Annotated in this window: 14 protein-coding genes; 10 read left to right on the forward strand and 4 right to left on the reverse strand. The window is 52.3% G+C overall.

Annotation, left to right across the window (positions count from 1 at the left end; translation table 11 throughout):
• Nucleotides 1–41: 41 nt before the first annotated feature.
• The 3 genes from HEP82_RS08835 to uxaC all read right to left on the reverse strand — a co-directional run bounded on the left by HEP82_RS08835 (nucleotide 42) and on the right by uxaC (nucleotide 4,576).
• The gene (locus HEP82_RS08835) at nucleotides 42–1,532 is read right to left on the reverse strand and encodes a UxaA family hydrolase (RefSeq protein WP_015855044.1); all 1,491 of its coding nucleotides are present in this window, start codon (nucleotides 1,530–1,532) and stop codon (nucleotides 42–44) included.
• 18 nt (nucleotides 1,533–1,550) lie between these two features.
• Nucleotides 1,551–3,002 (reverse strand): tagaturonate reductase, encoded by a 1,452-nt coding sequence (locus HEP82_RS08840; RefSeq protein ID WP_192457735.1) that lies wholly within the window; start codon nucleotides 3,000–3,002, stop codon nucleotides 1,551–1,553.
• Between the two features lie 164 nt (nucleotides 3,003–3,166).
• Nucleotides 3,167–4,576 carry a glucuronate isomerase gene (uxaC, locus tag HEP82_RS08845; RefSeq protein WP_015855046.1) on the reverse strand — a complete coding sequence of 470 codons (1,410 nt, stop codon included), beginning with the start codon at nucleotides 4,574–4,576 and terminating at the stop codon, nucleotides 3,167–3,169.
• A 539-nt stretch (nucleotides 4,577–5,115) separates the two neighbouring features.
• Here uxaC and HEP82_RS08850 point away from each other — a divergent pair.
• From HEP82_RS08850 to HEP82_RS08890, 9 genes are all read left to right on the forward strand, one after another.
• Nucleotides 5,116–6,420, forward strand: coding sequence for an MFS transporter (locus tag HEP82_RS08850; protein ID WP_192457736.1), 1,305 nt, complete (start codon nucleotides 5,116–5,118; stop codon nucleotides 6,418–6,420).
• A 226-nt stretch (nucleotides 6,421–6,646) separates the two neighbouring features.
• Nucleotides 6,647–7,423 (forward strand): transcriptional regulator ExuR, encoded by a 777-nt coding sequence (gene exuR / locus HEP82_RS08855; RefSeq protein ID WP_015855048.1) that lies wholly within the window; start codon nucleotides 6,647–6,649, stop codon nucleotides 7,421–7,423.
• 527 nt (nucleotides 7,424–7,950) lie between these two features.
• Nucleotides 7,951–8,625 (forward strand): DedA family protein, encoded by a 675-nt coding sequence (locus tag HEP82_RS08860; protein WP_015855049.1) that lies wholly within the window; start codon nucleotides 7,951–7,953, stop codon nucleotides 8,623–8,625.
• A gap of 2 nt (nucleotides 8,626–8,627) precedes the next feature.
• Entirely contained in the window at nucleotides 8,628–9,002 is a 375-nt protein-coding gene (gene mzrA / locus HEP82_RS08865) for an EnvZ/OmpR regulon moderator MzrA (RefSeq protein ID WP_015855050.1), read from the forward strand.
• A gap of 215 nt (nucleotides 9,003–9,217) precedes the next feature.
• Nucleotides 9,218–9,523, forward strand: a complete 306-nt coding sequence (locus HEP82_RS08870; RefSeq protein WP_015855051.1) for a DUF883 family protein — start codon at nucleotides 9,218–9,220, stop codon at nucleotides 9,521–9,523.
• Nucleotides 9,524–9,529: 6 nt separating this feature from the next.
• A complete protein-coding gene (locus tag HEP82_RS08875; protein ID WP_192457737.1) occupies nucleotides 9,530–9,925 on the forward strand; it encodes a phage holin family protein in 396 nt (131 codons plus the stop codon).
• Nucleotides 9,922–10,209, forward strand: coding sequence for a YqjK family protein (locus HEP82_RS08880; protein ID WP_192457738.1), 288 nt, complete (start codon nucleotides 9,922–9,924; stop codon nucleotides 10,207–10,209). Before HEP82_RS08875 ends, HEP82_RS08880 begins: the two co-directional genes overlap by 4 nt.
• A gap of 167 nt (nucleotides 10,210–10,376) precedes the next feature.
• Nucleotides 10,377–10,772: a DoxX family protein gene (locus HEP82_RS08885; RefSeq protein ID WP_192457739.1), complete on the forward strand. Its 396-nt coding sequence runs from the start codon at nucleotides 10,377–10,379 to the stop codon at nucleotides 10,770–10,772.
• Between the two features lie 87 nt (nucleotides 10,773–10,859).
• The gene (locus HEP82_RS08890; protein WP_192457740.1) at nucleotides 10,860–11,840 is read left to right on the forward strand and encodes a glutathione S-transferase family protein; all 981 of its coding nucleotides are present in this window, start codon (nucleotides 10,860–10,862) and stop codon (nucleotides 11,838–11,840) included.
• Between the two features lie 111 nt (nucleotides 11,841–11,951).
• Here HEP82_RS08890 and HEP82_RS08895 read toward each other — a convergent pair whose 3' ends face one another.
• Nucleotides 11,952–12,848, reverse strand: a complete 897-nt coding sequence (locus tag HEP82_RS08895) for a LysR family transcriptional regulator (protein WP_192457741.1) — start codon at nucleotides 12,846–12,848, stop codon at nucleotides 11,952–11,954.
• Between the two features lie 111 nt (nucleotides 12,849–12,959).
• Between HEP82_RS08895 and HEP82_RS08900 the strand changes: the two genes are divergently transcribed.
• Nucleotides 12,960–13,661 (forward strand): pirin family protein, encoded by a 702-nt coding sequence (locus HEP82_RS08900; RefSeq protein ID WP_192457742.1) that lies wholly within the window; start codon nucleotides 12,960–12,962, stop codon nucleotides 13,659–13,661.

A 13,661-nucleotide genomic window follows, 5' to 3' on the forward strand; every position in this document is an offset into this window, starting at 1 on the left:
AATATGAAACGCCGTTTTATTTTATGTAAAAACCACAATGTTTACAATGTTACGCCGCTCTTAAATATCGCCAGTTCGCGGAAATCATTGAGCTCATTTTTAGCCTGCTTGCCATCAGCGATCTCGACAATCAGATCGACAAACTGTGACAACAGTTCATCCATCGGCATGTCATGGATCAGACGACCAGCATCGAAATCAATCCAGTGCGGTTTTTTCTTTGCCAGTTCGCTGTTGGTCGCCAGTTTCACCGTCGGCACAAAACCACCGTAAGGCGTACCGCGTCCGGTACTGAACAACACCATATGGCACCCGGCCCCCGCCAGCGCGCTGGTCGCCACCGCATCGTTGCCCGGCGCGCTCAGCAGATTCAGCCCCGGCATGCTCAGACGTTCGCCGTATTTCAGTACATCGACTACCTGGCTCTGCCCGGCTTTCTGCGTACAACCTAGCGACTTTTCTTCCAAGGTCGTGATGCCGCCCGCCTTGTTGCCCGGCGAAGGGTTTTCGTAGATCGGCTGGTTATGCTCAATGAAATACTGTTTGAAGTCATTGACCATATGCACGGTTTTCTCAAACGTGGCCTCATCACGACAACGGCCCATTAAAATGCGTTCCGCGCCAAACATCTCCGGCACTTCGGTCAACACAGTGGTACCGCCGTTGGCGATAACAAAGTCGGAGAAGCGTCCCAACAGCGGATTGGCCGTAATGCCAGACAGCCCGTCAGAGCCGCCGCATTCCAAACCGAACTTCAATTCGCTGAGTTTGCCTGGTACGCGCTTATCCTCCCGCATCACCTGATACAGCTGATGCAGCCGCTCCAGCCCGGCCTCTACCTCATCTTCCTGCTGTTGACAGATCATAAAGCTGACTCGTTCGGCATCAAATTCGCCGAGCGTATCGCGAAACGCGGACACCTGGTTGTTTTCACACCCCAATCCAATGACCAGCACCGCGCCCGCATTCGGATGACGCACCATGTTCTGGAGCATCGTCCGGGTGTTCTCATGATCCTGCCCCAGTTGGGAACAGCCGAATGGATGAGTAAACAGGAAGACGCCATCAATGCCCTCGGCGTCATGGGTTTCTTTCAGAAAACGTTGCTGAATCTGACGGGCAATACCGTTCACACAGCCCACCGTCGGCAAAATCCACAGTTCATTGCGAATACCGACATCGCCGTTTTTGCGGCGATAGATGTGGACTTCACGGTCGTGCATCTGCGACGACTGTGCAATCAACTCCGGCTGGTACTGGTACTCATCCAGATCGCTCAGATTGGTTTTCGCATTCTGGGAATGGATGTGCTCGCCGGGAGCGATAGGCGCAATCGCATGACCGATCGGCAAACCGTACTTAACGATCATCGCGCCCGGCGCAATCGCCGTCAGCGCAAACTTATGACCACGCGACACCGGCTGCGCCAGCGTCAACGTCAGATCGCCAATCGAGACCGTTTCATCCTGTGCCAAATCGCGTAACGCGACGGCGACATTGTCCAACGAGTGAATTTTGATGATGCTTTGCATGGATAAAACCTTTCGCGATTAGCAATAACCTTCAACAGCAGCACGCATTCCGCGCTCAACAATAGCCTGCAATTGTTCAGTAACCTGGGCGGCCAGACCGGGAACGTTGGTCAGATCCTGTTCCCAATGTTCCGCATCACTCAGTACCGCATTCACCACCTCGGCCAGTGTCGTGGTATTGGCTTTGACGCCATTCCACAGCGCCTGATAACGCTCCAGCCAATGCGCGTCGTCCTGCAACGGGTAGCTTTCGCCGTCGCGATCGCCACGATAAAAGGCGATTAACGCCGCCAGTGCGAAAGTCAAACGTCGCGGCAGCACGCCTTGACGCTCACGGTAGGTCAGCAACTGCGGCAGGATACGGGTACGGAATTTGGTCATACCGTTCAGGGCAATCGACAACAACTGGTGCTGAATGAACGGGTTACGGAACCGGCTCAGTACCGCCTGAGCAAACGACGCCAGCTCGTCATGCGGTAGATCCAGCGCCGGCACAATCTCTTCGGCGATAGTGGTTTCGACAAACCGGCTGATTTGGGCATCATTCATCGACTCCCCCACGGTGTTCAGGCCGGCCAGGAACGCCACCGGCACCAACGCAGTGTGCGCACCGTTCAAAATGGCGACCTTACGTTCTTTATACGGTTTGATATCGTCCACGATACGGACATTCAGGTTCAGCTTATTCAGGCGCAGTTCTTCCGCCAGCCATTGCGGCCCCTGAATCACAAACAGATAGAAGTATTCGGCGGTATCCAGAAACGTATCTTGATACCCCAGTTCCTGTTGCAACGTGTCCACTTCCGCTCTCGGGTAGCCGGTGACGATACGATCCACCAGCGTTGAGCAAAATGTGTTGTGCTCATTCAGCCAGGCGGTGAACGCCGCCGGCAGTTCCCACTGCGCGGCATAACGCAGCACCAGCTCTTTCAGTTTTTCGCCGTTGTAATCGATCAACTCGCACGGCAGCAGCACCCAGCCTTTATCAACGGCGCCATTAAAATGATTAAAACGCTCGAACAGCAGGCGGGTCAGCTTGGCCGGGAAACTCACCGGCGGCGTATCGGTCAGGCGATCATCGGCATGGTAGCTGATGCCCGCTTCCGTGGTGTTGGAAAACACAAAACGAATATTGGCGTCATGCGCCAGCGCCAGATAGTCATCAAACTGACGGTAAATATTAATTTCACGATTGACGGAGCGGATAAGACGCGGTTCGCGCACCGCTTCGCCCTGTTCATTCAGACCGCGAATAATGGTGGTATAGAGACCATCCTGGGTATCCAACGCGGGAGGAAAATCGGTATCGATCGGACGAACCACCACAATGCCGGCATCCAGATCGGTATGTTCATTCAACAGATCCAGTTGCCAGTCCACAAAGGCGCGTAGGAAATTGCCCTCACCAAATTGAATAACACGGTCAGGGTGACGACGGCCGGGAAAATCACGACGATTCAGCGTTTGCATTAACAAGCTACCTCGAAACACGACACTATTCGGGACAAACGCCAGTCAGTACAAACGTCAGGTCAGCACGACAGCGCCAGGGCGGCAGATTCAGCACCCTGCGCCAGCCCGAAATCACAACATAAATAAGCGGACCCGCAACGGTGCCCGCTTTCCCTTTTTGCTTATAACTCAATGCCGAAATAGTTTTTGGCATTGTCGAAACAGATGTTTTTCACCATTTCGCCCAGCAGCGGCAAATCTGCCGGCGCTTCGCCATCGGCCACCCAACGGCCGATCATCTGGCACAGAATGCGACGGAAATATTCATGACGGGTATAGGACAGGAAGCTGCGGCTGTCGGTCAGCATACCGACGAAACGGCTCAGCAGGCCCAACTGCGCCAACTGCGTCATCTGACGCTGCATGCCGTCTTTCTGGTCGTTGAACCACCAGCCGGAACCGAACTGCATCTTGCCTGGCATGCCTTCGCCCTGGAAGTTGCCGATCATGGTGCCCAGCACTTCGTTATCACGCGGGTTCAGGCAGTACAGGATGGTTTTCGGCAGCAGGTTTTCTTCATTCTGCTTGCTGAGTAGACGGGAAAGCTCCTGCGCCAGCGGGCGATCGTTGATGGAATCGAAGCCCACATCCGGCCCCAACAGTTTGAACTGACGCTGGTTGTTGTTACGCAACGCGCCGATGTGATACTGCTGCACCCAGCCGCGACGCGCGTACTCGGCACCCAGCCATACCAGCACAGCGGTCTTGAACTGTGCAACTTCGTGATCGCTCAATTCTGCGCCCGACAGGCGGCGCGCCAGAATGCCGTCCAGCGTCGCTTCATCGGCTTCGGCAAACAGGACGACGTCCAGCGCGTGATCCGACACTTTGCAACCATGCGCTTCAAAATGATCCAGACGTTTAGCCAGTGCGGCCTGCAAATCGCTGAAACGGCGAATATCGGTATCAGAAACCTCACCGAGTTTCGCCATGTAGTCATTAAACGTGGCCTGTTCAATATTGAAGGCTTTGTCCGGGCGCCAGCTCGGCAGAACCTTGATGGAAAACGTCTGATCCGCAGCGATAGCGCTGTGGTGTTGCAGATCGTCGACCGGATCATCCGTAGTACCGACCATTTTTACGTTCATCTGCTGCATGATGCCGCGAGCGGTAAACTCGTCACGCGCCAGCAACGCATTGCCGCGATCCCAAATCTCTTTGGCGGTGGACGGCGACAGCAACGTCCCGGTGATGCCAAACGGACGGCGCAATTCAAGGTGGGTCCAGTGATAAAGCGGATTACCGATGGTATGAGGAACCGTCGCGGCCCAGGCTTCGAATTTCTCCCAGTCACTGGCATCTCCGGTGCATAAACGCTCAGGGACGCCATTGGTGCGCATGGCACGCCACTTATAATGATCACCTTTCAGCCAGATATCATACAGGTTCGCGAAACGATAATTTTCAGCGATCTGCGCAGGCGGCAAATGGCAGTGGTAATCGAAAATCGGCTGGTCTGCTGCAAACTCATGATAAAGACGACGAGCAAATTCCGTATCCAACAAGAAATCTTCACTTAAAAACTGGGGCATGTTTGCATCCTCACACTACACATTTGCCAACCCAACTTGGCGTCGTTGAAAAGATATCACACCAATTATCTTAGATAACCAATATCATTAGTGAGGTCATGATCGCAAAAATGACCTAAAACGCTTCCCTTGTCACCATTTTTACGCATACACCCCCCTAAAACCCCACTCAATAGGCCGGCTTCATTTTATTCCATAACAAAATAATGGTTTTGTGATATCACTCAACTTTTAAATTGGTATGACAAATTATTGTAGCGCGGCATAACGATGCCGTTCAATCTCAAACATGTAAGACCAAATGACGAGATTTGGACACCAATGAAAAACAGAGCAAGGCGCAGCGGATTGCTGACGAACTGAGCCAGCGGGATAGCACGGCGGCACATCATCCGGGCCGCCGCATAACGATGTACCCGATACGACAGTAAAAATGTTTGAACAGGGAAAATCGCGTCCCACCACGTTCGATATGGTCTACACATTATCGCAACTGGCATAACCAGTTAGCGGTGAATTAACTCGGAGAGAATTTCCAAATGCGTAAAATTAGAGGCTTGCGCTGGTACATGATCGGATTGGTGACTATCGGCACCATTCTGGGCTACCTGACACGTAACGCGATTGCAGCAGCAGCGCCAACGTTGCAGGAACAGTTGCACATCACAACTCAGCAATACTCCTACATCATCGCCGCCTACTCTGCCTGCTATACCATCATGCAGCCGGTGGCAGGCTACATTCTTGACCTGCTGGGCACCAAGGTCGGTTATGCCATGTTCGCCACTCTGTGGGCGCTGTTCTGCGCCGGTACCGCGTTAGCGAATAGTTGGGGTGGGCTGGCGATAGCACGCGGCGCCGTAGGTATGGCTGAAGCCGCCATGATCCCCGCAGGATTGAAAGCCAGCAGCGAATGGTTCCCGGCCAAAGAGCGTTCCGTCGCAGTCGGTTACTTCAACGTCGGCTCCTCAATAGGTGGCATGCTGGCGCCGCCGCTGGTGGTCTGGGCCATCATGGCGCACAGTTGGCAGATGGCGTTCATCATCACCGGCGTGCTTAGCATGTTGTGGGCGCTGAGTTGGCTTTACTTCTACAAACACCCGAAAGACCAGAAAAAACTCAGCAATGAAGAACGTGATTACATCCTGAACGGCCAGGAAGCCCAGCATCAATCCGGCAACGGCAAAAAAATGTCCGCCTGGCAGATCCTGCGTAACCGTCAGTTTTGGGGCATTGCGTTGCCGCGCTTCCTGGCTGAACCGGCATGGGGGACGTTCAATGCCTGGATCCCGCTGTTCATGTTCAAAGCTTACGGCTTTAACCTGAAAGAAATCGCCATGTTTGCCTGGATGCCGATGCTGTTCGCCGACCTGGGTTGCGTGCTGGGAGGTTATCTGCCGATGCTGTTCCAGAAATACTTCAAGGTTAACCTGATCGTCTCGCGCAAAATGGTGGTCACTATGGGCGCCTTGCTGATGATCGGCCCTGGCACTATCGGCCTGTTCACCAGCCCGTATGTCGCCATCGCGTTGTTGTGCGTCGGCGGTTTCGCCCACCAGTCTCTGTCCGGTGCGCTGATCACACTATCTTCCGACGTGTTCGGTCGTAATGAGGTTGCTACCGCCAACGGCCTGACCGGAATGGCTGCCTGGACCGCCAGTACGCTGTTTGCGCTGGTCGTCGGCGCGCTGGCCGATACCATTGGCTTCAGTCCGCTGTTCGCCGTGCTGGCTGTGTTCGATCTTCTGGCCGCCATTGTCATCTGGACGGTACTGAAAAACCGCCCAGCCACTGAGCTCAATGCCCAGCAAACGAATGATATGAAAATCGCGCAACAACACTGATAGATTTCCGATTTTCCCCCATCATCCGGTATCATGCGATGCCGGATGACTCCTCTCTCCCGCGCATCATTACAATCGTTAACTATCACACAGCTATTGGCTGTAATGCGTGATAAAGTGGTATAACAAATTCATCCCGAACCAGGCTATCCGCCTGAAATTGATGTTCACCTTTAACGAGATAGGCTTACCTCAGGAAACGCTTTCTATCTTAAGAGCAGGCAATATGGCACTGACAGAATCCCGACGGCTGTACCAGCAACTGGCAGCTGAACTCAAACAACGCATAGAGGACGGAATGTATCCGGTCGGCGAAAAACTGCCTGCCGAACGTAACATTTCAGAAGAAATGAATGTAAGCCGTACCGTGGTGCGTGAAGCCATCATCATGCTGGAGGTGGAAGGCTATGTAGAGGTACGCAAAGGCTCGGGCATTCATGTACTTTCCAACCAGCAACGCCATCTGGTTTCGCCCAACGGCGATGCGGATTTTGTCACAACCGGCCCCTTCGAACTGCTACAGGCTCGCCAGCTTATCGAAAGTAACATTGCCGAGTTTGCCGCCACTCAGGTGACTCGTCAGGATATTATCCAACTGATGGAAATTCAGGAAAATGCCCGCCAAGAAGATCGCTTCCGCGATTCTCAATGGGATCTGAAGTTCCATGTTCAGGTTGCACTGGCCACCCAGAACTCGGCACTGGCGACTATCGTTGAAAAAATGTGGAGTCAGCGCGTTCATAACCCTTATTGGCGCAAACTGCACGAACATATTGACGACAAGTCGATCGAAAGCTGGTGCGAAGATCATGATCAGATCCTCAAGGCGTTGATTCGCAAGGATCCCTATGCCGCTAAGCTGGCGATGTGGCAACACCTTGAAAACACCAAACAGATGCTGTTCCGCGCCACCACGGATGATTTCGAATTCAATGTCGACCGTTACATGTTCGCTGAAAACCCCGTCGTCCATCTGGAATACATCACCAACGGCAAATCCTAAGCCGGCACGCACGCCTCGCCTTCAATGGAGGTAAAAACGTTATCCAACGTCGAGTTCTGTCAGTATGTGTAAAATATGACGGAACTCACAACCTTCCCCCAATAAACAGTCAGTTACAGACCAAAGATATGTGATATTTTCCTATCTCGCGTCCAGACGTTTTGTTACAGTTAGTGCACTTTTTTTACGCCTGAGAGCCCACAGTTAGGGTCAACCAGCCAAAATGAACATCCGGTTGATGTTCAGGCTCGTTCAGTTAAGGATATTCATCAGAATAAAAGCGTAAAACTGCATATTCCATCGGCAGGACACGGATAAACAGCTCATCAGACGTGCAAGCGCGTGACGGAGTACGCCATCCGATGAACAGTCAGCGCCGTGTTGTGTCGCTTCCCGGCATACACAACAGTTTTCGGCCTGCAGTACGCCGTGTCCGACATCGGTCCCGGTTCAGTTTCAGTAAGCATCACCGGCAGGGGGTTGGTTCTTAGCCGTACAGCCCTAACACCGCAGTACAGGAACACCAGATGGATATTGTTAAAGAACTGTTGAATGCACTCTGGCATCAGAATTTTGACGTCCTGGCTAATCCCAAACTGGTCTGGACAATTTACATTATGCTGTTTTTGATCTTGTTTATGGAAAATGGCCTGCTGCCCGCGGCGTTTCTGCCGGGCGATAGCCTGCTGATTCTGGTGGGCGTCCTGGTCGCCAAAGGCACCATGAATTACCCTTTCACTATTGTACTGTTAACCAGTGCGGCCAGTCTGGGATGCTGGATGAGCTACCTGCAAGGTAAATGGCTGGGAAATACGCGCGTTGTTCAAGGATGGTTGTCACATCTTCCTGCACACTATCATCAACGGGCACACCGGTTGTTCCATCGTCACGGACTGTCTGCCTTGTTGATGGGCCGGTTTCTGGCATTTGTGCGCACATTGTTACCCACGATTGCCGGGTTGTCTGGATTGAATAACGCTCGTTTTCAGCTCTTCAACTGGATGAGCGGTTTTTTGTGGGTCACTATTCTGGTTTCTCTCGGTTTTGCGCTGGGGAAAAGCCCGGTATTTCGCAAGTATGAAGACCAGTTAATGTCCTGTTTGATGCTGTTACCGCTCGTATTGCTGTTAGTGGGGTTAGCGGGTTCTCTGCTTGTTCTATGGCGGAAAAAACGCATGGTGCCTCGCGAAAAAGGAAATTAACGATGATCAACCGTCGGATGAAAACTGGATTTGTTTTCCATCTATTGCTGCTTCTGCTGCCATTGGTCGTGCTGGTGACATCATCTCGCCGTACAGCGGATGACGTCACGTTGCATATCATTCCACAGCATCAAGGCGCAGCCTTGCCGGACGGTTTTTACATCTATCAGCGCCTGAACGAACACGGCATCGGCATTAAAAGTATTACACCGGAAGACGACAGTATTATTGTACGGCTCTCTTCTCCCGAGCAAAGCCGTGCCGCCAGTGAGGTGCTAAAATCAGCGCTTCCCCAGGCCAGCGTGATAGCCCGGCAGCCCGACGCCATCCCGATCTGGCGCCAAAAATTAAGCCAGCAACCATTCAAACTAGGGTGAGTTTTTCAGCACATCAGCACATCAGCACATCAGCACATCAGCACATCAGCACATCAGCACATCATTTCCTTGCTTAGGCAAAAACTGCTATCAGTTAAATAAATTCATTATTTATTACAATGCGTTATCAGAATAATCCACACGCGCACTCCTTCCAGAGAGGAAAATTTACACTATAGTTGATGGTGATACTCACCAAACTAAGGAGCGTTCACATGGCACAAGAATCCGATTCAGAACAACTGCGTGCGGAACTCCGCTCGCTGGCCGACACTCTCGAAGAAGTGTTGCGATCTTCCAGTGAAAAATCCAAGGCTGAGATGGAAAAACTGCGTGACAAAGCCGAGGCAGTACTCAAAGAGTCACGGGAAAAACTGGATAACACTGGTGAACAAATTATCAACCAGACACGCGAAGCCGCCCAATCCACAGAGACCTATATTCGCACCAACCCCTGGACCAGCGTCGGGTTCAGCGCTGCAGTGGGCATCGTGCTTGGTCTGCTGCTGAGCCGCCGGTAATCCACGATGACGGAACCGCAACGCCAAGGGCCAGCCAGCGCAGCTATCGGATCGTTACAAAGGATCCTCTCTTTACTGGTCGGGATAGTAGAAACCAGAGTCAGGCTGGCTGTTGTTGAACTGGAACAGGAAAAAATTCTACTGGTTCAGTTGTTGTTGATGGTCGGTTTGACGCTATTGCTGGCGACCCTGGGTTTGATCAGTCTGGTCGCTCTGATTATCTGGAGCCTGGATCCAGCGTGGCGTCTGGTTGCGCTAGGGGGGATCACCGCCGCGTTCCTGATGTTGGCGTTAATCATCGGCGGCTGGACAATAGTGCGCGTGCGCCGCTCCACCCTGTTGCAGGCAACACGTAATGAACTGGCCGCAGACCGTTCCCTACTGGAGAACAAACCGGAATGAACCGACAACGGCAGCTTGCCACAGAGAAATCCTTACTGCTGCAAGCTATTCAGCAACAACGTCTGGAGCTGACGAAAGAAAAAAAACGCTATCTAACTATTACCGCGCCTTACGACTACTGCTGGCAGCGCTGGGAAAGAGTTTGCCGTTATTTACCGCTGGCGCTGCCGCTCTTGGTGCTGCTGGGGTTGCGCTCACCGCACCGGACATTACGCTGGTTACGGCGAGCCGGTAATCTATGGAGCACGATAAAACTGGTACAGCACTTGTTGCCCAGACCTTAAACACTCGCCTGCCGCCACAGACATCAATTTTTCTGACATAAAACAACAATTTTACTTGCTGGAACCCACTCTCCTTTCTCCATAACATGTGTGCAACCAAGATTAGTTACGCTGAATTAACGTAATTTTATTGCCATTTCCATTTAAGAGATGATTGGAGAAAATTAATGAAAAATTTTGAGAATGCCCTGTTACTGCTCGCTCGAATCCTGATGCCTATTCTGTTTATTGCCGCCGGGTACGGGAAACTCGGAGCATCTTATGCCGCGACACAACAATATATGCAGGCTATGGGCGTTCCCGGCGCGCTGCTACCGTTAACCATTCTGCTGGAACTGGGCGGCGGGCTGGCTGTACTGTTCGGCTTGCTGACCCGCACGGCTGCAATTGCTACCGCTGTATTCACTTTGCTGACCGCATTCATTTTCCATAGTGACTTTTCCCAAGGCGTCAACCAGCTGATGTTCATGAAAAATCTCACCATTGCCGGCGGCTACGTACTGCTGTTTGTCAGTGGCCCTGGCGCATTGAGCATCGACCGCTTACTCAACAAAAAGTGGTAATACGCCGCCAAGCTGTAATGCACCGATGCGGGTTCACCATGGTGATAACACGGTTATCACCACCGTCGTTTCCTAAAGGAGCTGAATATGGGATTACTGGTTGATGGCGTATGGCATGACGCGTGGTATGAAACGCAGTCCACCGGTGGGCATTTCAAACGCCCTCAGACGCTTTTTCGCAACTGGATCACTCCCGATGGAGCCCCCGGCCCTAGCGGACAAGGCGGTTTCAAGACGGAATCGGGACGCTACCATTTGTATGTTTCGCTGGCGTGCCCATGGGCACACCGCACGCTACTATTACGCTTGTTCAAAAAGCTGGAATCGCATATTGACATATCCGTTGTACACCCGCTGATGCTGGAGCACGGTTGGACGTTCGATATCAATTTCCCTCACACTACCGGCGACACGCTTTATCAGCACGAATTTCTCTATCAGCTCTACCTGCACGCCAAAGCAGACTACAGCGGCCGGGTAACGGTTCCAGTATTGTGGGATAAACAGCAACACACCATTGTCAGCAACGAGTCTGCCGATATTATCCGCATGTTCAACACCGCATTTGACCAGTGCGGCGCGGCACACGGTGATTTCTACCCACAGGCGTTACGCACGCAGATTGACGAGTTGAACGAATGGATTTATCACCAGGTCAACAATGGGGTGTATAAAGCGGGATTTGCAACGACACAAGCAGCTTATGATGATGCCGTTCATCACCTATTCACAGCGCTTGAACGACTGGAGATCATACTGAGTCGACAGCGTTATCTGACGGGGGAACGTTTAACAGAGGCAGATATTCGTTTATGGACCACCTTGATCCGTTTTGATCCGGTGTATCACACGCATTTCAAATGCGATCGTTATCGATTAAGTGATTACCCCAATCTTCATGGTTTTCTGCGGGAGATCTACCAAATGCCCGGTGTGGCGGATACCGTCTCAATCGAGCATATTCGTTATCACTACTACCGCAGCCATGGCACGATCAATCCATACGGCATTATCTCCACCGGCCCGGTAGCGACGCTGGATACGCCGCACGGCCGAGACGGATTCTAAGCCATTCCTGCACCGAGATGTTCACCAACCTCTGTCAGTATCATTACGAGATGCCAGTCGCCGTCCGACAGACGGCACAAGACATAACCGTTGCACCAGACACTACGAGCGTCAGGATGCATTGAAAATTCTGGGGATTTCACGTAAGAACCACGACTTGGCCTCACCCATACTATCCCGCCGCCACGCCATGATAATGTTGCTTTCAAACGTGCTTTCCGGGCTGACCACCCGCAGACGACCCGCAGCAATATCATCCACCACACGATCATAAGGCATCGTCGCAACGCCTTGCCCGGCCAACAACGCGCGGCGTTTGTCATCCATCGAGCTCACCGTCAGACGTGGTTGTTTATCCAACAGTTGAACCGTCAAAACCGGGCGTTCACGAGCAGTATCCGCAATTGCAATACCTCGGTATTTAACACGAGTAGTTTCCGATAATGGCTCAGGTTCATCATGAATCGGGTGATCTGGGCTAGCCACATAGACGTTCTTCATTGAGTAGAGTTTGCGGGTATTGATTTCCGAAGAAGAGCGAAAATGCATATCTGGGGCAATAACAATATCCGCCCGCCCTTGCTCCAGGCGCTCCCAAGCTCCCGCCAACACCTCAGTCAACAGCGACACCTGAGTATTGGCTTTCAGCGACAGTTTATCCAATAGAGGAAACAGACGTTCAGTCGGCACCAGCGCTTCCACCACGATAGTCAAATGGGTTTCCCATCCTCGCGCCAGCGCTTCAGCATCCGTCGTCAGTTTATCTGCCGCTTCAAGCAATATGCGCCCACGTTCCAGCAACATGCGACCAACATTGGTGAACTTGGTTCGATGGCCTGAGCGATCGAACAACACGACATCCAGTTCTTCCTCCAACTTCTGCATGGTGTAACTCAGCGCGGAGGGAACCCGGCCCAATTCATCCGCCGCTGCGGCAAAACTGCCTCGACGATCAATAGCGTCCATAACCCGTAAAGCTTCTAATGTTAATGCTCGTTCTTTTGCCATTTCTCCACTCATTCAGGATTTTTGAATGTACCCACCAGATTAACTGGCTAACAATCCATCGTCCAGCCAATTACCATCTCAGCATTAACAATTCCAAGGGTCTGAAATACCATGATCATTAGCAGAGTTGCTGAACAGTGCGGCCAGGCTGACTATGGCTGGTTACAGGCTCGTTATACCTTTTCCTTCGGCCACTATTTTGATCCTGATTATCTCGGGTTTGCGTCATTGCGCGTGCTGAACCAGGAAGTGTTGTCACCCAAGACCGCCTTTCAGCCGCGTACCTATCCACGTGTTGATATCCTGAATATTCTGTTGCAAGGGCGGGCCGAATACCGTGATAGCAACGGCGCCCACATCCGCGCCGATGCAGGCGACGTATTATTGTTGGCAACACAGCCGGGCATTAGCTATAGCGAACACAATATCGACGACACGACCCCGCTGACTCGTCTTCAGTTATGGCTGGATGCGTGTCCGACGCGCGAGAATTGCCCCCTACAGCGGCTGACGCTGCAAGCGTCTGGCAACCAGTTAATCGCCTCACCGGAAGATACCCCAAACGCCCTTCACCTTCGCCAGCAGGTCTGGATTCACCATGTGGACATGAAAACCGGCGAGCAGCAGACTCTGCCATTGAAAGGTAATAGCGGTTATCTGCAATCTATCTATGGCAGCATCCGCGTTTGTGGTTGCGCCGATGAGAGCCGGGATTTGCACTGCGGAGATGGCGCATTCATCAAACAGGAAAAGAGTCTCACTTTACAGGCCGACTCCGATACGCGGGCTTTACTGATCGACCTGGTCGTCTGA

This window comes from Musicola keenii, assembly GCF_014855505.1.
Taxonomy (GTDB): domain Bacteria; phylum Pseudomonadota; class Gammaproteobacteria; order Enterobacterales; family Enterobacteriaceae; genus Musicola; species Musicola paradisiaca.